At 36.0% G+C, this 25,223-nt stretch carries 24 protein-coding genes and 1 tRNA gene; 13 read left to right on the forward strand and 12 right to left on the reverse strand.

Annotated elements, in window-relative coordinates; translation table 11 throughout:
* Positions 1 to 17: 17 nt before the first annotated feature.
* A tRNA-Lys gene (locus QHG57_RS06530) sits at positions 18 to 93 on the reverse strand.
* A gap of 1,230 nt (positions 94 to 1,323) precedes the next feature.
* Here QHG57_RS06530 and lexA point away from each other — a divergent pair.
* Both lexA and rimO read left to right on the forward strand, forming a co-directional pair.
* Positions 1,324 to 2,037, forward strand: a complete 714-nt coding sequence (lexA, locus tag QHG57_RS06535; RefSeq protein WP_330167602.1) for a transcriptional repressor LexA — start codon at positions 1,324 to 1,326, stop codon at positions 2,035 to 2,037.
* Between the two features lie 459 nt (positions 2,038 to 2,496).
* A complete protein-coding gene (rimO, locus tag QHG57_RS06540; RefSeq protein WP_330168976.1) occupies positions 2,497 to 3,810 on the forward strand; it encodes a 30S ribosomal protein S12 methylthiotransferase RimO in 1,314 nt (437 codons plus the stop codon).
* 523 nt (positions 3,811 to 4,333) lie between these two features.
* Here the strand turns inward: rimO and ttcA are convergent.
* The 4 genes from ttcA to QHG57_RS06560 all read right to left on the reverse strand — a co-directional run bounded on the left by ttcA (position 4,334) and on the right by QHG57_RS06560 (position 7,925).
* Positions 4,334 to 5,209: a tRNA 2-thiocytidine(32) synthetase TtcA gene (gene ttcA / locus QHG57_RS06545; RefSeq protein WP_330167604.1), complete on the reverse strand. Its 876-nt coding sequence runs from the start codon at positions 5,207 to 5,209 to the stop codon at positions 4,334 to 4,336.
* A gap of 269 nt (positions 5,210 to 5,478) precedes the next feature.
* Positions 5,479 to 6,096 (reverse strand): 30S ribosomal protein S4, encoded by a 618-nt coding sequence (gene rpsD, locus QHG57_RS06550; RefSeq protein WP_330167605.1) that lies wholly within the window; start codon positions 6,094 to 6,096, stop codon positions 5,479 to 5,481.
* Positions 6,097 to 6,268: 172 nt separating this feature from the next.
* Positions 6,269 to 7,096 (reverse strand): glutamate racemase, encoded by an 828-nt coding sequence (murI, locus tag QHG57_RS06555; protein WP_330167606.1) that lies wholly within the window; start codon positions 7,094 to 7,096, stop codon positions 6,269 to 6,271.
* Positions 7,089 to 7,925, reverse strand: a complete 837-nt coding sequence (locus QHG57_RS06560; protein ID WP_330167607.1) for an RNA methyltransferase — start codon at positions 7,923 to 7,925, stop codon at positions 7,089 to 7,091. Before QHG57_RS06560 ends, murI begins: the two co-directional genes overlap by 8 nt.
* 301 nt (positions 7,926 to 8,226) lie before the next feature.
* On the opposite strand from QHG57_RS06560, the gene sfsA reads away from it, so the two are divergent.
* From sfsA to radC, 3 genes are read left to right on the forward strand one after another with little or no spacing between them, the layout of a single operon-like run.
* Positions 8,227 to 8,943, forward strand: coding sequence for a DNA/RNA nuclease SfsA (sfsA, locus tag QHG57_RS06565; protein WP_330167608.1), 717 nt, complete (start codon positions 8,227 to 8,229; stop codon positions 8,941 to 8,943).
* Positions 8,936 to 9,766, forward strand: a complete 831-nt coding sequence (gene map / locus QHG57_RS06570; protein WP_330167609.1) for a type I methionyl aminopeptidase — start codon at positions 8,936 to 8,938, stop codon at positions 9,764 to 9,766. Before sfsA ends, map begins: the two co-directional genes overlap by 8 nt.
* Before the next feature lie 17 nt (positions 9,767 to 9,783).
* Entirely contained in the window at positions 9,784 to 10,578 is a 795-nt protein-coding gene (gene radC, locus QHG57_RS06575; protein ID WP_330167610.1) for a RadC family protein, read from the forward strand.
* Positions 10,579 to 10,622: 44 nt separating this feature from the next.
* On the opposite strand, the gene QHG57_RS06580 is transcribed toward radC, so the two are convergent.
* From QHG57_RS06580 to QHG57_RS06595, 4 genes are all read right to left on the reverse strand, one after another.
* Entirely contained in the window at positions 10,623 to 10,835 is a 213-nt protein-coding gene (locus tag QHG57_RS06580; RefSeq protein ID WP_330167611.1) for a DUF3126 family protein, read from the reverse strand.
* A gap of 606 nt (positions 10,836 to 11,441) precedes the next feature.
* Positions 11,442 to 12,215 carry an alpha/beta fold hydrolase gene (locus tag QHG57_RS06585; RefSeq protein ID WP_330167612.1) on the reverse strand — a complete coding sequence of 258 codons (774 nt, stop codon included), beginning with the start codon at positions 12,213 to 12,215 and terminating at the stop codon, positions 11,442 to 11,444.
* On the reverse strand, positions 12,205 to 12,723 hold the full coding sequence (locus QHG57_RS06590; RefSeq protein ID WP_330168977.1) for a DUF192 domain-containing protein: 519 nt from the start codon (positions 12,721 to 12,723) through the stop codon (positions 12,205 to 12,207). Before QHG57_RS06590 ends, QHG57_RS06585 begins: the two co-directional genes overlap by 11 nt.
* A 250-nt stretch (positions 12,724 to 12,973) precedes the next feature.
* The gene (locus tag QHG57_RS06595; protein WP_330167614.1) at positions 12,974 to 13,549 is read right to left on the reverse strand and encodes a cold-shock protein; all 576 of its coding nucleotides are present in this window, start codon (positions 13,547 to 13,549) and stop codon (positions 12,974 to 12,976) included.
* Between the two features lie 306 nt (positions 13,550 to 13,855).
* Here QHG57_RS06595 and QHG57_RS06600 point away from each other — a divergent pair, with 306 nt between their 5' ends.
* From QHG57_RS06600 to QHG57_RS06620, 5 genes are all read left to right on the forward strand, one after another.
* Positions 13,856 to 14,989 carry an ABC transporter substrate-binding protein gene (locus QHG57_RS06600; RefSeq protein ID WP_330168978.1) on the forward strand — a complete coding sequence of 378 codons (1,134 nt, stop codon included), beginning with the start codon at positions 13,856 to 13,858 and terminating at the stop codon, positions 14,987 to 14,989.
* A gap of 114 nt (positions 14,990 to 15,103) precedes the next feature.
* Positions 15,104 to 16,180 (forward strand): branched-chain amino acid ABC transporter permease, encoded by a 1,077-nt coding sequence (locus QHG57_RS06605; RefSeq protein ID WP_330168979.1) that lies wholly within the window; start codon positions 15,104 to 15,106, stop codon positions 16,178 to 16,180.
* A complete protein-coding gene (locus QHG57_RS06610) occupies positions 16,180 to 17,238 on the forward strand; it encodes a branched-chain amino acid ABC transporter permease (protein ID WP_330168980.1) in 1,059 nt (352 codons plus the stop codon). The genes QHG57_RS06605 and QHG57_RS06610 overlap by 1 nt, the downstream gene beginning before the upstream one ends.
* A complete protein-coding gene (locus QHG57_RS06615; protein WP_330167618.1) occupies positions 17,235 to 18,017 on the forward strand; it encodes an ABC transporter ATP-binding protein in 783 nt (260 codons plus the stop codon). Before QHG57_RS06610 ends, QHG57_RS06615 begins: the two co-directional genes overlap by 4 nt.
* The gene (locus QHG57_RS06620) at positions 18,004 to 18,714 is read left to right on the forward strand and encodes an ABC transporter ATP-binding protein (RefSeq protein ID WP_330168981.1); all 711 of its coding nucleotides are present in this window, start codon (positions 18,004 to 18,006) and stop codon (positions 18,712 to 18,714) included. Before QHG57_RS06615 ends, QHG57_RS06620 begins: the two co-directional genes overlap by 14 nt.
* A gap of 95 nt (positions 18,715 to 18,809) precedes the next feature.
* Here the strand turns inward: QHG57_RS06620 and gatA are convergent, their stop codons facing one another.
* Both gatA and gatC read right to left on the reverse strand, forming a co-directional pair.
* Entirely contained in the window at positions 18,810 to 20,294 is a 1,485-nt protein-coding gene (gene gatA / locus QHG57_RS06625; protein ID WP_330167620.1) for an Asp-tRNA(Asn)/Glu-tRNA(Gln) amidotransferase subunit GatA, read from the reverse strand.
* Between the two features lie 31 nt (positions 20,295 to 20,325).
* Positions 20,326 to 20,613: an Asp-tRNA(Asn)/Glu-tRNA(Gln) amidotransferase subunit GatC gene (gatC, locus tag QHG57_RS06630; RefSeq protein ID WP_330167621.1), complete on the reverse strand. Its 288-nt coding sequence runs from the start codon at positions 20,611 to 20,613 to the stop codon at positions 20,326 to 20,328.
* A 137-nt stretch (positions 20,614 to 20,750) separates the two neighbouring features.
* On the opposite strand from gatC, the gene ruvX reads away from it, so the two are divergent.
* Complete coding sequence (gene ruvX, locus QHG57_RS06635; protein ID WP_330167622.1) at positions 20,751 to 21,230, forward strand: Holliday junction resolvase RuvX; 480 nt, start codon at positions 20,751 to 20,753, stop codon at positions 21,228 to 21,230.
* Here the strand turns inward: ruvX and QHG57_RS06640 are convergent.
* Positions 21,215 to 22,834: an acyl-CoA dehydrogenase family protein gene (locus QHG57_RS06640; RefSeq protein ID WP_330167623.1), complete on the reverse strand. Its 1,620-nt coding sequence runs from the start codon at positions 22,832 to 22,834 to the stop codon at positions 21,215 to 21,217. The genes ruvX and QHG57_RS06640 overlap by 16 nt on opposite strands.
* 125 nt (positions 22,835 to 22,959) lie before the next feature.
* Here QHG57_RS06640 and QHG57_RS06645 point away from each other — a divergent pair, with 125 nt between their 5' ends.
* Both QHG57_RS06645 and QHG57_RS06650 read left to right on the forward strand, forming a co-directional pair.
* Positions 22,960 to 23,925 (forward strand): aspartate carbamoyltransferase catalytic subunit, encoded by a 966-nt coding sequence (locus QHG57_RS06645; protein WP_330167624.1) that lies wholly within the window; start codon positions 22,960 to 22,962, stop codon positions 23,923 to 23,925.
* Positions 23,922 to 25,223, forward strand: coding sequence for a dihydroorotase (locus QHG57_RS06650; protein WP_330168982.1), 1,302 nt, complete (start codon positions 23,922 to 23,924; stop codon positions 25,221 to 25,223). The genes QHG57_RS06645 and QHG57_RS06650 overlap by 4 nt, the downstream gene beginning before the upstream one ends.

The raw sequence follows: 25,223 nt of genomic DNA on the forward strand, positions 1-25,223 counted from the left end.
TTGATATTATTTAAAGTTGGTGAGCGCGCAGGGATTCGAACCCTGGACCTACTGATTAAAAGTCAGTTGCTCTACCAGCTGAGCTACGCGCTCTCACACAAGTTATCTAGTTTGCAAACTATCTAATTTGCAGAAAGTGAAGGGAACATACGGTTGACTTTCCATTTGGTCAACACCTTTTGAAGAAAAATATATTTTCTTCAGTTATCAATAATTTTCCGTTTTCCCCCCTTTCTTCATCATTATATAGGTATTCTTTAATCTTCTTTTTGAAGTTTCAATAAAGGAAAAATTTCACTGCAAAATGTTTTATAGATTCGAAGCGCTAAAATTATAAGAAATCACCCCCCCTTTCCGCTCACATGGGTTGTTGAGCATAATGTGTAGAAAAGAAAAATATCTTTTACTTTAATATTATTTTTATATCTTTATATCTTAGTTTTCAATTTTCAAATATGAATACAGCTTTATAAAATAATATATTGATTTATAATAACTTAATAATTTTATCACTTGAGTGAGAGATCTTAAATACTGTAAGCTTCTCTTATTTCGAAGTTTTTTTAATAAAAATCATTTTCTTGGCCAATACAAGTGAGAGAATAAAACTACAGAAAAGAAATGAGAATCTCTTTTATGCTTCCTTTCAATAACCAAAAATTATAGCAACATTAGGATTCAGCAAAATAGTATATAGCGTTGGCACGTTAGACCTGAAAATGGGACAATGAGCGACAATGGTATTTTAAGGGTATAATTTTTATTTATGCATAATGAATATATTACAAAAGCCAATTTATCCTATAGAATAAAGCAGACACGAAGCAAAAATTTAGTCTCATTGAAAATATCCCGAATGGCTATAAATTATACTCACTATTATAGCTGTAGATAATTTTACTAAGAATAAAAAAGCAGACATAATATGCAATATGGTTCTAAATACCTATAGAGTGTTCTAAATATATAGAATGCCTATCCTGCTATTGATAAACTGCCTTCTAATTAACTTTTTTATATCAGAAATCACAAAATACGTAGATATATTTTTAGAAAAAAAGGATAACATTGGTTATAAAATTTAGTGTTGAATAATTGAACCAGAGCTATAAAGTATTTTTATACATTATTTAATATTAATATAGCCATATAATATATAAATAATAATTTAAATATGTAAAATAAACATAGTACTTTCTTAATTTGATAAGATCAAAAATAAAGGAAATATTTTTTATTTGGCGAATAAAAAACTTGTAAAAATGTTATGTATACATTTATTTTTACTTTATTCCTTTTTTATTATTTTGATTGGAACATTAAATGCTGACATGTAAACAATATGAGCTACTCTTGTTTATTCACAACCACATAAAAGAAACAGGTGTTCCTCCTTCTTTTGAAGAAATGAAAAATGCATTAGAACTTTCTTCAAAATCTGGTATTCATAAGCTCATTATAGCATTAGAACAACGAGGATTTATACGTCGTTTACCTAATCGTGCTCGTGCGGTGGAGGTGATTCGACTTCCTGAGAAAATAACATTTAACCTTTCTTTAGCACGTAAAATTTCTCCTAATATGATAGAAAGAAATAAAAGGGAAATATCAAAAAGTTTGAGTAACCTTGATAACTTTGAGGAAGAAGAAAAAAAAAATATCACCATTCCTATTATGGGACGTATTTCTGCGAGCGTGCCCGCCTCTGCTATACAGCAACAAACAAACACCATTTCTCTCCCACACAATATGGTTAATATAGGTGAGCACTACGCATTAGAAGTTAAAGATGATTCTATGGTGGAGGCCGGTATCCTTGATAAAGATACAATCATTGTGAAACGTCAAAATACAGCAATAACAGGTGAAATTATTGTTGCGTTTATTGATAAAAAAGAAGCCACATTAAAACGTTATCGACGCAAAGGAGCTTCTATTGCATTAGAAGCCGCAAATCCTCATTATGAAGTACGTACATACGAATCCGATCGTGTAGAAATACAAGGCAAACTTACCGGACTTATTCGCAAATATTAAAAAATAAACCTTATAAGTGCGCGATAGATATCGCAGTAAGAAGCTGTTGAGTATTTTTTTATTGTGCGACATGCAATTGACTTCTTCTCCACAGCCAAAGGGCCACCAATTCGGTCTATAAACAATCCAGATCCTTATCGAGCGGGTTTTACTTCCTTTTCCCTCTCATCTTCTTTACTTACACAAGGCGTAACAAGTAAACTTTAAAATATTCATCACGTATTTTATAAAAGAACTTGAATGCTTTGAAGGAAGCAGCCCTATATCATCGTCCTTAATGACGGAATTTTATGATATAATAAGACAAAATTATATGCATGCATAAAAACACATAAAATTTTATAGAAAAAAATCAAATAACTTTGTAACAGATTGCATTGCATAGGTATAAAAATAAAGAACACTATTTTTAAGTTATAAAAGCGTAACTCAATCATTCATAGTAATTGTAGGATCATCATGCTAGCACCTCGTATTAGTTTTGTCTCCCTTGGATGCCCAAAAGCACTCGTAGATTCTGAGCGAATTATTACAAGCCTTCGCTCTGAAGGGTATGAAATTTCACGTCAACATCAAGGAGCTGATGTCGTTATTGTGAATACCTGTGGTTTTCTTGACACAGCAAGGAGAGAATCATTAGCCAATATTGATGAAGCTCTCAAAAAAAATGGAAAAGTTATTGTAACAGGGTGTCTTGGTGCTGATCCTGATGTCATTCGCCAAACATATCCTAATATATTGGCCATTACAGGACCACAAGCTTATGAAAGTGTTATAGAAGCTGTTCATACAGTAATTCCTCCCGTCCATGATCCTTTTCTTGATTTAGTTCCTCCCCAAGGTATTCGTTTGACACCTCGCCATTACGCCTACTTAAAGATTTCTGAAGGATGCTCTAACCGGTGTAGTTTTTGTATCATCCCTACTCTGCGTGGTGATCTCACTTCACGTCCCATCAGCGATGTTCTTCGTGAAGCTGAAAAACTCGTGCAAGCAGGTGTAAAAGAACTTTTGGTTATTTCACAAGATACGAGTGCTTATGGTATTGATCTTAAATATCTCGAAAATTCTTGGAAAGATCGTACAATCAAAACGAAATTCTTTGATCTTTGTCGCGAACTAGGTGATATGGGTATTTGGATACGTATGCATTACGTTTATCCTTATCCCCATGTTGATGAAGTTATTGAACTTATGGCTGCAAAAAAAATTCTTCCTTATCTGGATATTCCTCTTCAGCATGCATCACCGACTGTTTTGCGTCACATGAAGCGTCCTGCACTTATGGAAAAAACAAACCGTAGAATTGAAAAATGGCGAAAAATATGTCCAGATCTTGCTGTGCGATCAACATTTATTGTTGGTTTTCCTGGCGAAACGAATGAAGATTTTAATATCCTGCTAGAATGGTTAGAAGAAGCAAAAATTGAACGCGCTGGGTGCTTTAAATATGAGGAAGTAAAAGGAGCCGCCGCGAATGATTTGGGATTAGAAAATATTCCTGAAGAGGTGAAAGAAAATCGCTGGCATCGTTTTATGGCAAAACAACAACAAATTTCTACACGTCTTTTAAAGAAAAAAATTGGAAAAAGACTTCAGGTGCTTATCGATGAAAGTCAAGGAAAAGTTGCTAAAGGACGTAGTCAATACGATGCTCCAGAAATAGATGGTGTTGTCCATATATCATCACGACGCCCATTGCGTGTGGGTGAATTTGTCAGCGTTAAAATTGAACAGTCAGATGCCTATGATCTTTATGGTATAGCAGTTTGAAAATTTAACTTCTTCCCTGTCTTAATGATGAAAGTTCCTATCAACACCGGTTTATAAAAAATCGGCTGCTCACAATAGAGCTTGGTCGCTTATGTAACTCACTTTATGAAAATTCACAGGCAATCCTTGCCTTGAAGGTTTACTATATACTCCAAAAATATCAAGCAGTTATATATTCTCTTAGTTTAACACCTTAAATGACAGTGATGCAACAGAATAAAATAAAATCTACAACGTTCACTATTTTTACTTAACAAAAGAGCAAACGGACAATCATACTATTTTTCTGTTGCCAATAGTGCGAAAGTCATTGCTTATTTAAAGGAAACTTTTTTCAATAGTGTTTTATGCACACAAGAATTTCCTTTGTGATATGCAGGCGGATGTTTTTTATGGATGCAATTAAGAGAATTTGAAACAAAACAATCTTACAGTAGTTAAATTGCAAAACAACAAATTATCATTATAAATCAGTATCTTGTCTTAAACTCTTTAAACTTATTTTTTAAATCTCTGATTTTTATTAACACGTTTTAAAATCAAAGAATTTCTTATCAAGCAAATGACTTGGACGTACATTTGTTAAAGCGCGAATCATGGTATCTTTACGTCCTGGCATTTGTCTTTCAATATTTTTCAGCATTTCTTTCATTGCATTACGTTGTAAACCATCTTGACTACCGCAAAGATTACAAGGAATAATTGGAAATTGCATTGCTTGAGAAAATTTTTCCAGATCTTCCTCAGCAGCATAAACAAGAGGACGTAAAACAAAAAGATCTCCTTCATCATTTTTAAGTTTTCCAGGCATGGCTGCTAATCGTCCACCGTGAAACAAATTCATAAAAAATGTTTCTAAAACATCATCACGATGATGACCTAAAACTAATGCAGAACATCCCTCTTCACGTGCAACACGATAGAGATTACCACGTCGTAATCGAGAACAAAGTGAACAATATGTTTGCGACTCTGCCAATTTATCTGTAACAATAGAATAAGTATCCTGATATTCAATACGATATGGAATTTTATAAAAACTTAAAAAGTCTGGAATAATATGTTTAGGGAATCCTGGTTGTCCTTGATCAAGATTACAGGCAAGAATATCAACGGATAAAAGACCTCGCCACTTTAAATCTAAAAGAAGCGCTAATAAACCATAAGAGTCTTTTCCACCTGATAAAGCAACAAGCCATTTTTTTCCTATAGAGAGCATAGAAAAATCATCTAAAGCTTGTCGCATATGACGTAAAAGTCGTTTACGCAATTTATTAAATTCTACACTTGAGGGAGCAACACGAAACATTGGATGACAATTATCTGATTCACTTATTAAAGGATCATCTCTCCTTCCATTTTCTTCTATTGCCTGATATTCAACGGAAACATCATTCATAATACCATATCCTGCATAAGTAACAGCTCGTTTTCAAAGATAAAAACAAATATTAAAACAAGCTTACATTTATTTTTTTTGAATTTATAAATTAGATACACAAAAAAGAAATGGAACTATATAAGTTTGACTATAAAACATAGCAATAAACTTAATATAGAACCATTTACAAAAAGCACTTATTAACTTCAAAGGTTATAAAAAAATAACACAATATTTTGAAGTTGTAATAATAATAGAAAAGAGAAACAATTTCTCTTACAGAAAAATTATCGAGAATAAAATTCAACAACCAAATTAGGTTCCATTTGCACAGCATAAGGAACATCTGCAAAAGCAGGAATACGTGTAAAGGTCGCTTTCATCTGTTTATGATCTGCTTCAATATAATCAGGGACATCACGTTCTGCCAATTGCACTGATTCTAAAACTAAAACAAGTTGTTTTGATTTTTCCCGAACCTCAATAATATCACCTGGTTTACAACGATAAGATTGAATATTTGTGCGCCGCCCATTTACATTAACGTGACCATGATTAATAAATTGGCGAGAAGCAAAAATCGTAGGCACAAATTTTGCACGATAGACAACAGCATCCAAACGTGATTCTAACAGACCAATAAGATTTTCACCAGTATCGCCCCGTCGACGAGCTGCCTCCTCATAAGTTTTATGAAATTGTTTTTCTGAAATATCTCCATAAAACCCTTTCAATTTCTGTTTAGCGCGCAACTGCACCCCATAGTCAGAAAGTTTTCCTTTACGACGCTGTCCATGCTGACCTGGACCATAATCACGACGATTGACAGGAGATTTTGGACGACCCCAAATATTTTCTCCCATACGACGGTCAATTTTATACTTTGTTGTTTCGCGTTTACTCATCGCATTTCCTTATAAAATAAAATACGAGATCTTAAGACCCCAAGGAAACGCGCCCTCCTCTGCCTTTAAATACTAAAGACTGACAGAATATCCTAAACATATCAATATGCAAAGCTATCCACGGGACACGTCAATTAATGCTATTTTCTTGAAAGAAAAAGCTAGATTATCATTATTGGTCTCCTAATCCAAAGTCAACTCCTTTCATGAATTTTAAGCCAAATCCTTTAAACAAATTCTCCGTTAAAGAAGTGATATTCTTCGATGTCAACAACGCAAGATCTTGATATTTCTTTATATATTGAGGGTGTATTTTTTCCGACAGTGGTAATAATGATCTGATATGTTTGGCGATCGCTTTCGCTGGATCAATCCACTCAACGGACCATAAAGCATGTTCACGAAAGAAGTTAATCAAAAAAGGATAATGTGTGCAGGCTAAAACAATAACATCAGTATATTGTCTATTTTTTTCCACAAAACATGGCAGGATTTCTTTTCTTAACTCTTCTGTATCGATAGATTTTCCCCGTAAATAATCTTCAGCAAATCCAGCCAGCTTTTTACTTCCCACAAGCTGAACATGACACTGTCCAGCAAAAGAGTTAATTAATTCATTTGTATAGGCACGTTTAACTGTTCCAGGAGTAGCTAATACGGAAATAAAACCAGATTTTGTTTGTTCAGCAGCCAGTTTAATTGCAGGAACCGTTCCTACAAAAGGGACATGAGGAAAATTCTGTCGTAAATCTGCCATCATTAGTGTAGAAACAGTGTTACAAGCAATCACACATAAGGCTGGATTGTAGCGTGTTAAAAGATTTGTAAAAATCTTTAAAATACGCTGTTTCAAAATATTTTCTTTCCAGTTTCCATAAGGAAATCCTGCATCATCAGCAACATAGATAAATTGCATTTCAGAGATAAGAATACGTGCTTCCCTGAACACGGTTAAACCACCAATACCGCTATCAAAAAAAAGAACAGGTCGTTCATCCATTAGTTTTCACACTTATTTTAATTTTTTTACGATCACGCTCTTCAGGTGCTCTACTCCCCCGCGGATATTGTGGCGAAAAATGATCCAAAGAAGATATAATGCCTCGCAATAAACGAACCTCAGGTTCACTAAAGTTAGCGCGCGTAAAAACAGAGCGCAAATTTGCAAGCATTACTCCTTTGCGTTCTGGGGGTCTAAAATACCCACGAATATTCAAAGCCTCTTCTAACTGAGATAAAAAACCATGAAATATTGTTTTATTTGCAGGCTCCATCTCTGCGGCACGAAATGCCGTATCGCTGACATTCTCTAAACCTGTTTTCATCCATTCGTAAGACATTAAAAGAACCGCTTGCGCAATATTAAGTGACGCAAAAGCAGGATTAACTGGAAAAGTAATAATTTCATCAACAAGGCTGATTTCATCATTTTCTAGTCCCCATCTCTCTCTTCCAAAGACAATACCTGTCTTATGTCCGATACTTTCACGCTGACGTAATACGCTTGCTGCTTCGACAGCGCTTTTTACAGTTTTAAATCCACATCTTTCACGTGCTGTTGTGGCAAAAACATAGTGTAAATCTGCAATTGAATCACGCAATGTATTAAAAATCACAACGTTGTTAATGACATGATCCGCTTTACTTGCAACAGCTCTAGCTTTTTCATTTGGAAACGTTTCTCGAGGTTTGACTAATCGAAGCTTAGAAAGCCCAAAATTTGCCATTGCCCTTGCGACCATACCAATGTTTTCAGGAAGCTGCGGTTCAACTAAAATAATAATGGGACCATTTGTTAAATTTTCACGATTCTTATTCGTTCCAGCCATCAATCTTACCTAATTTCACTTAACTATTTCCCTCTTCACTATTTTTTACAAAACCTTCTTCACAGTACTCTAATGTTGTTTAATAATAAATTGCTGTTTAATAATAAATTATAGACAATGTATCTTTTCACTCAAAAATAATAAATTTTAAAAGCCATTAAAGTGAACGATGGAATTTATAACAATTTATATAAGATATCGTAGCGTTTTTTTACGTCAATTTTATCTTTTCTTATAGGGAACCACCCCTACAAATCATAATCTCAGTTGAATTATCAAATCATAAACCCTAAAAAGAGATATGCACTTTATTCCAAAACTTTTTCCTGCAAAGCTTATCCGTCGTTATAAACGTTTCCTTGCAGATGTTCAACAAGATGACCAGCATGTCCTCACCGTATCTGTACCTAATACAGGATCAATGCTTGGATTAACAGCTTTCAATTCTAATATTTGGCTTTCATATCATAACAACATCAAACGAAAATATGCTTATCAATTAGAAATTATTGAAGCTGATAATACTTTGGTTGGCATTAATACTGCTTTACCCAATAAACTTGCGTTAGAAGCAATTCAAAACGGATTACTACCAGAATTAAGTGGATATAAAACAATTTTAAAAGAACAACGCTATGGGACACAATCACGAATTGACTTTCTTTTACGTGATGACATTCTTCCTGATTGTTACCTAGAAGTCAAAAATGTTCATTTTATTCGTCAAAAAGGATTAGCAGAATTTCCTGATAGTGAAACAAAACGTGGTGCACGTCACCTTGATGAACTCATAGAAGTTGTACAACAAGGAAAACGCGCTGCTATGCTTTATATTATTCAACGAGAAGATTGCGCAGCTTTTACAATCTGTCATGATCTTGATCCACTTTATGGACGTAAATTTGATTTAGCATTAAAATCAGGAGTAGAATGTTATGCTGTAAAGTGTCACGTAAGTGTAGAAGGCATTTTTCCGATTCAGAGAGTAAAAATAGAAAACAGAAAAAACAATGACTGAGTATATTGAATATAATAAAAGCCCTTTAAAATTTAATGGGAAAATTCGCATTTTTGATGATTATGCTTTTGCTAAAATGCGTGAAGTTGGTCGCATTGCTGCAGAGTGCCTTGATGCACTTACGGATATTATTAAGCCAGGTGTTACTACACAAGAAATTGATGATTTTGTATTCATTTTTGGTGCTAAGAAAGGAGCACTTCCTGCTGATCTAAATTATCATGGATACAGCCATTCATGCTGTACATCTATCAATCACGTTGTCTGTCATGGCATTCCCAATAAAAGACCCTTGCAAGAAGGCGATATTGTGAATGTTGATGTAACCTTTATCCTTGATGGTTGGCATGGGGATTCAAGCCGAATGTATCCTGTTGGAAAAATCAGGCGTGCTGCAGAACGCCTGCTAAAAATAACCTATGAAAGTCTTATGAAAGGAATCGCTGTTGTTGAGCCTGGGGCAACCACAGGTGATATTGGTGCAGCCATTCAACAGTATGCAGAATCTGAACGATGTTCAATTGTGAAAGATTTTTGTGGACATGGTATTGGGCAGCTTTTTCATGATGCACCCAATATCCTTCATTATGGAAACCCTGGAGAAGGAATAGAATTAAAACAAGGTATGATGTTTACAATTGAGCCTATGATTAACCTTGGTAAACCACAAGTTAAGATTTTATCTGACGGTTGGACTGCTGTTACCCGTGACCGCTCTCTGACAGCACAATATGAACATACAATTGGTGTCACAAATGAAGGGTATGAAATATTTACACAATCTCCTAAAAATATTTTTTATATTCCAAATTCGCATACCTAACACAATGTAGAGATGTTATGGCTAAAAAAATAAATCAAAAGGAAGATACTCCAAGTAATCACTTTGCATTAATATCGAGTTCTCCACTTACCCCAGTATCAGAAAGAAAAAGTGAAGAGCCTCAGAAAAACGCACAGCTCCATAAACATTATCAAGGACATCGTGAGCGTCTTCGGAGGCGTTATTTAAAGTCAAAAGGAAATGCAATCGAAGATTATGAATATCTTGAATTATTGCTTTTTCGCACAATACCCCGCGCAAACACAAAACCCATAGCTAAAAATTTGATAGCACGTTTTGGTTCATTAGCGGATGTGTTGGGGGCAGATATTCACCGACTTCAAGAAATTCCAGGATGTGGTCCCGCCACTGCAATTGATTTAAAAATTATTTCAGATGTTGCTGGACGTCTTGCTCGTGCGCAATTGTTTAAACGTGATGTTTTTTCATCATGGGATAAAGTGTTAGCTTATTGTAAAGCTGTTATGGCTCATGAAACACGTGAACAATTTCGTATTTTGTTTCTTGATAAGAAAAACGGCTTACTTGCTGATGAGGTGCAACAAACTGGAACCATTGATCACACCCCTGTTTATCCTCGTGAAGTTATTTCTCGAGCTTTAGAGTTATCCGCATCAGGACTTATCTTAGTCCACAATCACCCTTCTGGCGATTCCACCCCCTCTGATGCAGATATAACAATGACATATAGATTAAAAGATGCGGCAAATGCATTAGGCATTATTATCCATGACCACCTTATTATTGCACGAAATAACCATACGAGCTTTAAAGCGTTAAAACTTATATAAATCTTATGGGATAAAAAATACGTCATTCAACTATGAATGACGAATCAACTTTCTAAATCAATATCTAATATAGCCATTGAGAAATTATAGGAGAGCTCATCTTCATCTTCATCTCGATAGATAATACCTAAAAACTCATCTCCCATATAAACCTCACAAGAATCACTCTTTTTAGGCCGTGCCCTGACTTGCAATGCTGAGTTTTGGAATATATTTTTTAAGTAATTATCAAGTTTTTTTATTTCATCAGCATTCACTATGCTCTCCTGTTTTTTTGAAACGATTAAAATATTTGCGTGTCGCGCAAATAAGACACTCCCATGATTCTGTAAAGTGAGTAAAAAAGCTTAATCTGAACATTTACTTAATATTACATATACTTACAACGTTCTTTATACATTTATAAAGAACCTTTACAAAAGGATTCTATCATTATTAAATATACCCGAATAGATTAAAAAATGGCAAAAAACTGTATATTTTTAATAATTTTACTTTATCTCCAATTTTAGCATCTGCATTTAGAATGCAGATTTGTAAAAAATTGATCAATAATTTATAATTTTGTTCCTTTTATAAAAAATACAAATAACAATACTTTTTTATTAAAACTACATTTAAAAAAATATTATTACAACATTCAAAAATAATTTTTTTAATAACTTTTAAAGTATAATTGTCTAACCTTAGAAGAATTACATCTCTACAAAATATACAAAATAAGCTAATAAGAGCTTATTTTTCTTCCCATTTTTTATAAAAATTTATGTCACAATAGAAAAATTTTTAAATAAGCTTTTTTCAATTTATACGAGATAAAAATACTGAGTGTTTTTCTAAATGCTAAAATCTATGAAGAATGCTTATCTTATAGGATAACGAGAAAGAAAATCGATAACGCCTTTTTTATAAACTTTATCGCCTACAGCAAGCATATGATCTCGACCAGGAATTGATAAAGCTTCACCACAAGGCAATAAAGCTGCTAATGGCTCTGCAGCACCGCCAATTTCATCTAATGAACCAACGGCAACAAGTGCAGGTTGTTCGATTTTGTAAACTTCAGACGCTGTTAACTCCTGTTTTGATGTGATAATACAAGCAGCCAGAGCACGTTTATCACTTTTCGTTTGATCTGCAAATTTACGGAACATTAAACCGCGCGTATTCGTAATGGTGGAAATATCTTCTGCTAAAAGGGCCTCAGCAACAGGCTCCCAATTTCCTGCTCCCGTTACCATACCAATACCTAAGCCACCAAAAATAACACTGTGTACATATGTTGGATGCAAAAGAGCCATAAAAGCACTAATACGAGCCCCCATAGAATATCCCATAACATGGGCTTTAGATAACTCTAAATGCTGTAGTAACTTTATTGCGTCGCCAGCCATAGCTTGAGGTGTATAAAAGACAGGATCATAACTTTTAACAGAATCTCCGTGACCGCGATTATCAAGAGCAATAACACGATATCCTGCTTCAGTGAGAATGCGAAACCAACCCGTTGCATACCAATTCACTCGTGCAGAAGATCCAAAACCATGGATCAACAAAATAGGCGCGCCCTGCCCTTCTTCTCGATAAGCAAATCGCAAACCATCATATTCAAAAAAACGAATATCTTCAGTGGTCATTTTTATTGCACTTTCCACAAAGTACAGGATGAATAACACGTTGCCCTTTTTGTATCTTTTTTTCAGAAACTTCACCAGCATTAATCTCAAGTGCAAAAGCTGCAGGAACTTCTGATGAAATGGTATTTGCTGAAAATGGAGAAGTGTTTTCAATAATCGATACAATAATTCCCTCAGAGTCTAAGAAAATCATATCTAAAGATAAAGGCGTATTTGCCATCCACATAAAAATTTTCTGTTCATCTCCCGGTTGAGAACTTTTTAGCTGCTTAAAGAGCATTGCACGATCGCGTGGAAAATCAGTCCGATACATTAAACCAGCTGCTGCTTGAGATGGCGTAAAAGCAATCTCTGCCTTATAAAAAAACGTACCTTTCTTTGTAGATATTTCTAAAGGAACCGGATGAATAGGAATCTCTATGGGCTTTTTTGCTACAACAACACGCATTTCTAACATAAAAAGCATCATTAATAAAACAATATGCTTCTTTTTAAAAGGCTTTAACATTCTTGTCTCCACCACAGAAAAATTTTAAATTTGTTTCTAAAACAAAAAGTACCAGAATTAAAAAGTCAAAAAACAAGAGGATTGCTTCCTTGTTGTTTTTCAGTTTCTTTCAAGGCAATACGCAGCATTTTCTCCATTTGGTTTATGGATTCACCCGAGCCATATTTTCTTTAAAAATCTACCTCTATAGCAATTTACGGAATAACCACCTTATAAAACATAGAAAACATACTGTTTTCACTCGTGAAATTCAATGTGTAGCTAGAGGAATGCCTATATCCGGATAAATCTCTGCTGTCATTAAACCTTTTTCTCCTTTACCAAAACGTACAAGAACAACTTGGCCGGAACGAAGCTCTGCTAAACCAAAACGGCGCAACGTTTCCATATGAATAAAAATATCTTCTGTTCCTTGCCCACGGCTAAGAAAACCAAATCCTTTATCTCGATTAAACCATTTAACAATTGCACGTTCTAACCCACTTTCTGGAGTAACAACAACATGGGTACGGGTTGGAACTTCTGATGGATGAATTGCTGAAGAACAATCTATGGATTTTACCTGAACGCACTTTAACCCTCGTTCAGTTTTTTCCACAGCACAAATAACTTTAGCTCCCTCCAAAGCTGTTTGAAAACCATCTCTTCGCATTACCGTAACATGCAATAATATATCGGGGAAATGAGGTAAATCAGGTACAATAAATCCATACCCCTTACTACCATCAAACCACTTAATGACACCGCTAATTTCGATAATCTCCCCACAAGCACCTATACTATCCTCAGATAGGGAACAATCCTTTAATGCATCCTTACTCGCCATAATAACGTGATCCTGTAGCTTATAAATTGTACGATATTGATTCTCTAAGTTTAAGTAAACATTGCTCTTGTATCAACACGCAAGCCCCAAGATAAGATTTCCCCATATTGTCGTATCTTCTATGTTAATGTCAGAGAATATCAACATGAATATTTATAAAACTATTTGATTGTACGCTTTACATATCTTGCAAGGAGTGCCCTACAAAAGAGGTCATATGAAAGGTTTTACATAATGTGTAACTTGCATGATGAAGAAGTTCAATATAAGGTGTAAAAACAACAATTCAATTAAGGAAAATGCGCAATGCAATTGAAGAAAATCCTTACAGCAATCACAGCATTTATGGCACTTACAGCAAATGTTTATGCAAGTGACCCCATCAAAATTGGTGTTTATCTTCCATTAAGTGGCCAAAATGCATTTGGAGGTCAACTTGAAATTAGAGGTATAGAATTAGCCCATAAAAAAATTCCAGAAATTTTAGGACGTAAAGTGGAACTTATTATTATTGATAATAAGTCTGATAAAGTAGAAGCGGCTAATGCTGTTATGCGTTTAACTGCAAGTGAAAAAGTGAACGGAATCATCGGTAGTTATGGCTCTTCACTTGCATTAGCTGGTGGAGAAATATCTGAAAAAGCAAAGACTCCAAGTGTTGCAACTTCCGCAACAAATCCGCTTGTTACACAGGGGAAAAAATATTATTTTCGCGCTTGCTTTATTGATTCCTATCAAGGGGTAGGAATCGCGACTTATGCAATTCAAACTTTACACGCAAAAAAAGCAGCTGTCCTCAAAGATATTTCAAACGATTATGCCATTGGTCTTGCCAGCTATTTTATACGTGCTTTCAAAAAATTAGGTGGTGAAGTTGTCTCAAATTTAAACTATAATTCTGGAGATCAGGATTTTTCAGCTGTTCTTACGCAAATTATCGCGCAAAAACCTGATATCTTATTCATTCCATCTTACTTTGCTGAAGGTGCTATCATTATGAAACAAGCACGAGAATTAGGAGCGAAGTTTCAAATTATGGGTGGAGATGCTATGGATAATCCAGAAACCATTACAATTGCAGGAAAAGCTGCAGAAGGTTTTCTACATACGACACTTCCCTATAGTGAGGATATGCCAAATATGTCAGTAGCTGCGCAAGAATTCACAGCAGAGTGGAAAAAAGCGTATCCTGACAAAGAGCCGAATATCAATTCTGTTTTGGGATATACGAGTTATATGATGTTCATGAAGGCTATTGAAAATGCTGGTAGCGCTGATCGTGAAAAAATTACTATCGCTCTTAGCAAATTAAAAGATTTTAAAACCCCCTTCGGTAATATGTCAATGGATGAAAATCATAACCCTAAAATTCCTATTGGTATCATTAAAATACAGGATGGAAAACGTGTTTATTTAGAAGAAGTTAAACCTGCTTTTTAATTAAAAAGTTTTACTTATTAAAATGCAAGAATTGGTTGAGGATCTTTTTATCAACCAAAAACTTAGAAATTTCTTGTTATCCTATGTAAATTAACAAATGTGGAAGGATGAGAGATGAGCACTGAAATGTTCATCCAGTATTTTTTTAATGCACTGGCATTGGGATCTCTTTATGGGCTTATCGCTATTGGTTACACCATGGTCTACGGTATACTGAGACTCATTAATTTTGCTCACGGTGACATCTTTATGCTGGGAGCGTATTTTGTTTTCTTTTCCACAATTAGCTTTATGCCTGCTTGGGCAGCACTTCTTCTTTTGTTTCTCGCGGTTCTTATTTATTATTCGGTCTTTATAGGGTTTAAAAAGCGACCTTCAACTTATTGGATTGCTGTTTTTTTAATTCTTGCGTTAGTTTTTATTTATTATTTTAAAATTTCTTCACAAGATTTTACCCCGATTTGGGTTTTAGCTCTTTGTTTTTCCATTTTTATTACAAGTGCAGTGGGTATTATTATTGATCAACTTGCCTATAAACCTCTACGCCATGCTCCGCGTATCTCGGCACTTATCGGTGCAATTGGTGTTTCTTTTTTTATTGAAAATCTTGCTACTGTACTCTTTAGTGGCGTTCCGAAAGGTGTAAAACAACCAGATTTTCTTGTAACACCATTTCTATGGCGTCTAGGATCAGGAGCAGATGGTATCATTAGAATTGCTCCCATGTCTCTGATCGTTCCCGTTGTGTCATTGATTCTTATTGTTTTACTGTTATGGATTATCCATAAAACAAAACCGGGTCTTGCTATGCGTGCAATCTCCCATGATATTGAAACGACGCGTTTGATGGGGGTGTCTGTCAATAAAGTTATTGCATTTACATTTGGAATAGGCTCATCTCTTGCCGCTATAGCAGGTATTATGTGGTCTTTACGTTATCCTCAAATTCAGCCTTATATGGGTGTTCTTCCTGGTCTTAAAGCATTTATCGCTGCTGTTATCGGAGGTATTGGTTCCATACCAGGAGCAATGTTGGGAGGATTGTTATTAGGGTTTATTGAAATTATGATTATCGCATTTTTCCCCGCGCTATCTGGATATCGAGATGCCTTCGCTTTCATTTTATTGATTCTGATTTTATTGATAATGCCCACAGGATTAATGGGTAAAAAAAGTCAGGAGAAAATCTAATGGCAAAGTCAGTGACAACTGTTCTATCGTGTATAAGTGTTTTAGTTCTCATAGGTTTTTTATTTTATGCTGATAGCCATTTTAATGATTATACGCTTCGTATCATAAATCTGATTGCTATTAATGCGATATTGGCAATTTCGCTTAATTTGATTTACGGTTTCACAGGTATGTTTTCTCTTGGACATGCAGGATTTATGGCTATTGGTGCTTATGTTTGCGCAATTTTACTTCTTTCCCCTGAACAAAAAGAAATGATGTGGATTCTGGAACCTATCGCTGAACCATTGTATCATCTGCAATACCCTTTTTTTGTCGCTGTTGTTATAAGTGGTATATGTGCTGCAGTTGTAGGTTTATTGATTGCTTTGCCAATATTGCGTCTTGGTGGCGATTATCTTGGAATTGCAACATTGGGGTTTGCAGAAATTATTCGCATTGTCATTACGAACGCAACATCGCTTACAAATGGCTCTTTAGGAATCAAGGGAATACCTCAAAATGCAACATTATGGTGGAACTATGGTTGGTTAGCGTTTACAGTTCTCTTTATTGTCCTTTTACTGAAAAGCAATACTGGTAACGTATTACGTGCCATTCGTGATGATGAAATTGCTGCGAAAACTATGGGAATTAACGCTTTTTTCTACCGTAGTTTTTCTTTTACTGTTGGAGCGTTTTTTGCAGGTATAGGTGGAGCATTAATGGCTGCTCTTATTTCAACCATTGATCCAAAAATGTTTAATTTTCTTCTAACTTTTAATATTTTGATGATTGTAGTTGCTGGTGGTCTTGGTTCAATTACAGGAAGCATTATTGGTAGTATTATTATTACAGTTATGCTTGAATGGCTTCGTATTATTGAAAGTCCATTTGACTTAGGTTTTATACATATTCCAGAAACACCAGGACTTCGCATGGTTGTTTTTTCTCTTTTACTGCTGGTAATTATCTTATTTTGGAGAAAAGGGTTGATGGGACAACGAGAATTCTCGTGGAATGGAATTTATAGCTTTTTGACACGCAAAAAGCTTTCTAATACTGAGGGAAAGCTATGAACGACACCATCCTTTCACTCAATGATATTGTAATGCGTTTTGGCGGATTAGTTGCTGTAAATAATGTTAATATGGCAATTAAACGAGGAAGTATTACTGGATTAATTGGTCCCAATGGTGCTGGAAAAACGACAGTTTTCAATATGATTTCTGGATTTTATGCTCCTACAAGCGGCACCATTCTTTTTGATGAACAAAAAATTTCTGGAGCGCCTCCTTATGTTATCTGTAAGCGCCATATTGCCCGAACATTTCAAAATATTCGTCTTTTCTCAGGGTTAACGGTTTTACAGAATGTTATGGTAGGAGCACATGTTCGACAAAAATATCCTTGGTTTTCTTCAGCTCTATTTTTTTCAAAAGCAATGAAAGAAAAGAAGGAAATTTATAAAAATTCCTTGGAGCTCCTTGAACAGCTACAGCTTGATCACCTTGCCAATCAATCGGCAACAGCTTTACCTTATGGTGTGCAACGACGTCTAGAAATTGCACGTGCGTTAGCCACAAAGCCAAAGTTACTTCTTCTTGATGAACCTGTTGCTGGCATGAATCCACAAGAAAGTGAAGATCTTAGAAAATTCATAGAAAAAGTACAAAAAGACTTTGACCTTACAATTCTTCTTATTGAGCACGATATGAAAGTGGTTATGGGGCTTTGCCAACATATTTTGGTTATGGAATATGGCTGTTGCATTGCCAATGGTACACCAGATGAAATTCGTAATAACCCTAAAGTTATTGAAGCTTACCTTGGCGGAGATGTTTATGGATATTCTTAAAATAAAAAATCTTCACGTTCATTATGGTGCCATTAAAGCTGTCCAAAATCTTTCTATGTCCATAAAAAAGGGAAGTATTGTCACTTTAATTGGAGCCAATGGTGCTGGAAAAAGCAGTATTGTACGTTCTATTACAGGACTTAATCGCTCTGTTTATGGTGAAATTACCTATAATGGCGAATTAATTATTAAAAAATCACCAGAAGAGATTTTGCGATTAGGTATTGCTCTAAGTCCTGAAGGACGACGTATCATGCCCCATCTCACTGTTTTAGAGAATCTTCATCTAGGCGCTTATATTCGTCACGATAAGCAGGGAATTTCCCGTGATATTGAATGGATATTTGATCTATTTCCGCGTCTACGTGAAAGAGCAAAACAGTTGGGAGGAACAATGTCAGGTGGTGAACAACAGATGGTTGCTGTGGGCCGTGCACTCATGAGCAATCCTGATATGGTAATATTAGATGAACCCTCGTTGGGGTTAGCACCACTTCTCGTTCGAGAAATTTTTTCGATTATTCGAAAAATTAATGATATGGGAAAAACTGTTCTTCTTATTGAACAAAATGCATTTGCTGCGCTTTCCATAGCTGACTATGCTTATATTTTAGAGGTAGGACATATTTTATTTCACGGTGAAGGCAAAACTATGCTCTCTGATTCGCGTGTTAAAGAAGCCTATCTTGGTGGATAAAAACTACGAATTAAGGAAATAGAGCTCGTCTTTCCACCTTTTGAAAAAGCATTTCTCATCCTTAATGAGAAATGCTTCCTTGTGAAGCTTAACTATTACATCCACCATTTTTCTGCACTGAATATCCCTGCTTCTTTTTCAATAATGTGCGCTATCTGAAAAATAACTTCTTCAGCAAAAGGTTTACCAATCAATTGCAATCCTAGAGGTAAACCATTTGATGACAGACCAGCAGGAACAGAGATTCCTGGTAAACCAGCCATATTAACTGGTACCGTAAAAATATCATTAAGATACATTGCTACAGCATCATTTTTTATTTTTTCATCAGCAATACCAAAGGCAGGTGTTGGTGTAGCTGGTGTCAAAATAGCATCAATGCCTGAAGCAAAACATTGATCAAAATCACATTTTACGAGTGTTCTTACTTTTTGAGCTCTTAGATAACAGGCATCATAATAACCAGATGAAAGAACATAAGTCCCAACCAAAATACGCCGCTTGACTTCATCACCAAAGCCAACAGAACGTGTATTTTCATACATCTCAATGATATCTTTTCCAGGAACACGCAAACCAAAACGGACACCATCATAACGTGCTAAATTAGAAGAGGCTTCTGCAGGAGCTATAATATAATAAGAAGGTAGAGCGTATTTTGTATGGGGTAAAGAAATATCCTTAATTTCAGCTCCTGCTTCTTTTAACCAATTGATACCCTTTTGCCACAGTTCAATAATTTCAGAAGACATTCCATCCAGATGATATTCTTTTGGAATACCAATTTTCATTCCTTTGATTGATTGACCAAGATAACTTTCATAATCAGGAACTGGTAAATTCACGGAAGTAGAATCTTTTTCATCAAAAGAGGACATTGATCTTAGTAAGATAGCACAATCACGAACATCTCTAGCAATAGGTCCAGCTTGATCAAGGGATGAAGCAAACGCGACAACGCCCCACCGTGAACAACGTCCATAAGTTGGCTTTATTCCTACAGTTCCGGTAAAAGCTGCTGGTTGACGTATTGAGCCACCTGTATCTGTTGCGGTTGCACCTGCACAAATTTGTGCTGCAACAGCGGCAGACGATCCCCCCGAAGAACCACCGGGGACGAGTTTTTCATTCGAGCCTTTTTTTCTCCATGGATTAACAACGGGACCATAATATGATGTCTCATTAGAGGAGCCCATAGCAAACTCATCCATATTAAGTTTTCCTAACATTACAGCACCGTCTTGCCATAAATTAGCCGTAACAGTTGATTCATAGAGCGGTTTAAAACCATCAAGGATATGTGAACAGGCTTGAGTATGAACACCATAGGTTGCAAAAAGATCTTTGATCCCCAAAGGGATTCCTTCTAAAAGCCCTCCCTGCCCTCTCGCTAAGCGACTATCTGATTCAGCAGCCATTTTTCTTGCTTGTTCTGCTGTTATTTTTACATAAGCATTCAAAGTTGGATTAGCCGATTCTATTGCCTGTAAATAAGCTTCCGTTAATTCTGTTGCTTTGAGATTTTTCTTTGTTAAAGCATCACGAGCTTGTGCAATTGTGAGGGTTGTTAAATCAGTCATATTGGTTCTCAAATTTCAAAAATATAAAAAGTTACTCAACAATTTTTGAGACAAGAAAAAAATTTTCTTCTGTAACAGGGGCATTTGCTACAATATCTGCTGCTTTATCACCATCTGTAACACTATCTTCACGCATTCGTAGAGTCATCGGTATCACAGATGTTAATGGCTCAACTCCACTGACATCAACTTCACTCAATTGCTCTACAAAACCTAAAATAGCATTGAATTTTTTTGTCACAGGTTCTATCTCATCATCGCGGATAGCAATCCGCGCTAAATGTGCGATCCGCTTGACGGTCTCTTGATCAACAGACATACTATTTACGCCTTTCTGTTTTTATTAATCTTTATCTGGCTATACAAGGCTGAGCTTGCAAGCGCAAGAATATTAGATAACATGAATGAAGAATATAACCATTGGATCTGAAACATTAAAAAACGCATTATACCCTTATGACCGTTATTAATATAAATGAAGTTATGACACATCTTTTGCCTGGACAAACAATAGCAGGCTTAGATTTAGGGACAAAAACTATCGGAATTGCGATTTCTGATATGGGACTGACTGTCTCAAATCCGCGTCCTGTACTACAGCGAAAAAAATTCACAGAAGATGCTTACACACTTATTAAAATTTTTGACCGTGAAAATGTAGGCGTTATTATCATTGGCTTACCCCTTAACATGAATGGAAGCAGCGGCTCTCGTGTTCAAGCAACCAGAGCTTTTGTGAGCAATATGAAAGCTTATACAAAAATTCCATTTGTTTTTTGGGACGAACGTTTATCAACAATTGCTGCAGAACGTTCTCTTCTAGAAATGAATGTATCGCGCGCTAAAAGAGCAAGCCGAATTGATTCGGCAGCCGCCGCTTTTATATTGCAAGGAGCTCTCAATAGGATTCAAAACTTTCATCATATGGAAGGATAGAGGACATTGAGCAAATGCCCTGCGTTATATCGTGCAATGAGCATCCCGTAAGAAGATCTCCATTGTCCCCCAAGGCGGCTTTCCATATAGGCATTTGCAACATGTTCTATGTCTGTAGAACGTAATGCTGCTGCTGCTGCTGCATAGGCTACCTGTTCAACAAAAAATCTTCCTGCACCTTCATTTGCTGATGCCATATCACCTGCTGATTTAATAATTTCAATTGCTCGTGGCCCCGCTGGTCCAATATCAAGAGCAATTTTTTCTAACAATTTCTGAAACAATCCCGGTGCTTTTTCAGCAATAAGAATGGCATCCTTTACCAATTGATTAGAAGAACTATTTCTCACAATTCGTGCAGGACCATTATGCAACATTTGTGATAATGGATTATTCTCTATAAAACTTTCAATACCAAGTTGTGCAATAATTTCGCCAATAATAGGCACAACCAATTGACTTACGTGATAAGCAATAATAGGTGTCATAATGCGGGCAAAAGCTGCTTCAGAACGGTCATTTGCTGCATTGTCAAATGCTCTTGCTAAACGCAAAACCAATGCTTGTGAAGCAGCTATATCTAATGCAATATCTGCAAAAATACGTTCTGTCAGTGGTGGTAAAGGCTGATTGGGCATTTTTTTCCGAAAAAAATCTATGCCAAATTGAAGAGCTGCTCGCAAAACACCTGCCGATATGACCGATTGATCGAAACGCATCATCGTCTCGATGTCTTTAATAACTTTTAGTCCTTCTCCAGCATTTCCCAAAAGCCAACCACAACTGCCTTGGAAATCAACAACCCCCTCTGGTGTTAAAAGTTCTCCAGAACGCTGAATTAAATGACGAATCGATATAAAACCATTTAATGCGCCATTTTCTTGTATGCGTGGAATAAAAAAACAACTTAAATGACCATTTAAATCTGCACTAACAAGATATCCGTCAGCGGTAGGATTAATAACATTGGTTTTTACAACATTTAAACGATATAGATCACGTTCCATACTTTCATCGAAAGAAATTTTCTTAACACTTGGAAAATTGAAAGCATATTTTTCAGTATCATCAAATGCACAGGTTAGAGAAGCTGCCTTTTTATGATGAATAGGCTTTGATGAAGAATCATATTGGCGTGATAAAAGTACATTTTTCCATTTTTTGAAGAGCTCAATATCACTAATTAAAACAGCAATAGCTGCACTCGTTATGATAACTTCATTCAAATGTCCTGTTTCTAAACCAGCAGATAAAGCTAAACGAATCGCACGTGCTTGATAGCGGAATCCATTTTCTGAGCTCGTATTTTCCCAAAGCGAAGTAACCAAACCTGCTTGTCTAGAATATTGTTGAAGAGCTTGATAGGAAGAATGGATTTCTAATTTTTCCGTTGGTTGCCCCCATTCATCATTATAACATAATAAAGGCTTATAATGACTCGCTAAGCAAGAAAGTTTCCATGCTTCTCGACTTGCCGCAAAATCCCCTATTTCTTCAAAACTTGCTAACAAAAACTTAGGCAAAGTAGAGGCAATACGAAACATAAGCGTATCGCTAAGAAATGTATTTTTTCGACGATTATTTTGCGCAGATACAGCACTCATAGGTATGTTCCTATATTCAGATCATTCATATCATAGACTATTTTTCTTTTTAGAGTTAAAAAACATTTATCATATTTAAACAAATGCTTGTTTAACCTGTTTAGAGAGAGATAAAGAAGAATGCTATGATTCAAGATAATTTTTTTCCACTTTTCCCTCATCAACATCTTTTAGCTATTAAAGATCTGAGTGTGCAAGATCTTAATACATTACTTGATCGTGCAGAAGCAAATGTTATCCTTTCTAACAAAATTGATAAAACAAAATCTACTTTGCATGGACGAACTCAAATTAATCTCTTTTTTGAAGCTTCTACGCGAACACAATCTTCTTTTGAATTAGCGGGTAAAAGGCTAGGTGCACACGTGATGAGTCTTGCGATCGGCAACTCATCTGTAAAAAAAGGAGAAACATTACTTGATACAGCTACAACTCTCAATGCGATGAAGCCAGATATACTGGTTTTTCGCCATAACAGTGCAGGAGCGGCATCTTTATTAGCGCAAAAAGTTGATTGTTGTGTCATTAATGCAGGTGATGGTGCTCATGAACATCCAACCCAAGCTTTATTAGATGCTCTAACCATTAAAAGAGCAAAAGGTCGTATTGAAGGATTAACTGTTGCGATTTGTGGAGATATCTTACACTCACGTGTTGCCCGTTCCAATATCCTGAGTCTCAATGCTTTAGGTGCTCGTGTTCGTGCTGTTGCTCCCTCAACACTCTTACCCGCAGAAATCGCTCATATGAGTGTTGAGGTTTTTAACACGATGAAAGAAGGTCTTAAAAATGCTGACGTTATCATGATGTTGCGCTTACAGCATGAACGTATGACAGGCTCTTTTATTCCCTCTACGCGTGAATATTTTCATTATTTTGGCTTACATAAAGAAAATTTAGCCTATGCCAAAAACGATTGCATTATTCTGCATCCTGGCCCAATAAACCGTGGTGTAGAGATTGCATCCGACATAGCAGATGGACCACAAAGTATGATTCATACACAAGTAGAAATGGGAATTGCAGTACGTATGGCTGTCATGGAGGCTTTATTAGATTCACGCGCGAAGATCAGTGGAGAAAAAAAATGATAAAACCAATTGTTTTTCAAAATGTTCGTATTATTGATCCTTCGCGCGCAATCGATGAAATTGGTACAGTTATTGTTGAAAATGGACGGATTATAGCCGCTGAAAAAGAAGCCCTAAATCAAGGAATCCCAGAAGGAGCAGAAATTGTTAATGCACAAAACAAAGCGATTCTCCCTGGTCTTGTTGATGCCCGCGTCTTTGTCCGAGAATTAGCCAATGAACACTGTGAAACAATCGCATCAACAAGTCAATCCGCAGCAGCAGGTGGTATTACTTCTTTCCTCATGATGCCAGATACGCGTCCAGTCATTGATAATGTAGCACTTGTTGAATTTATTAGGCATACAGTACAAGAAAAGTCATCGGTCAATATTTATCCCGTTGCTGCGATCACACAAGGTTTCAACGGACAAGAAATAACGGAATTCGGCTTACTAAAAGATGCAGGAGCTGTTGCCTTTTGTGAAGGAAAAAAAACGCTTCAAAGTTCATCTGTTATGCGACGTGCAATGACTTATGCGCGTGATTTAGATGTCACATTAATACACGAAACACAAGACAAAGATCTTACAGGCCAAGGTGTGATGAATGAAGGACTTCTCTCCAGTTGGCTTGGTCTTTCTGGCATCCCCCGCGAAGCAGAAGTTATCCCACTTGAAAGGGATCTGCGATTAGCAGTATTAACGCAAACACGCTATCATGCCGCTCAAATATCAACGGCACTGTCTGCTGATGCGCTTCGTTTCGGTAAAAAACGCAGTGAGAAAATTTCAGCGGGTGTATCTATTAATCATTTATCTTTCAATGAAAATGACATTGGTGAATATCGCACCTCTTTTCGCTTAATGCCCCCATTGCGTACAGAAGAAGACCGTATAGCAATGATTGAAGCAATAAAGGATGGGACTATAGATGTTATTGTCTCTTCTCATGATCCTCAGAGTAAAGATACAAAACATTTACCATTTAATGACGCAGCGGTTGGCGCTATTGGTATGGAGACCTTATTGAGCGCGGCCTTACGCCTTTATCATGATGAGAGCTTATCTCTTCTACGGATAACTGAACTTTTGTCAACGGCGCCTGCAAAGCTCTTTGGACTCAATGCAGGAACACTCAAAAAAGGTGCTCATGCAGATCTTATTGTGGTTGATCTTGAAGAACCATGGATTGTTTCGACAGAGAAGCTCTATTCACGTTCAAAAAACACCCCTTTTGAGAATGCGCGTTTTCAAGGACGCGTGCTCCAGACCTTTGTGAAAGGGAAAACCGTTTTTAAACTTGATCAACAAACTTAA

This window comes from Bartonella grahamii subsp. shimonis (assembly GCF_036327415.1).
GTDB classification, from domain to species: Bacteria; Pseudomonadota; Alphaproteobacteria; order Rhizobiales; family Rhizobiaceae; genus Bartonella; species Bartonella shimonis.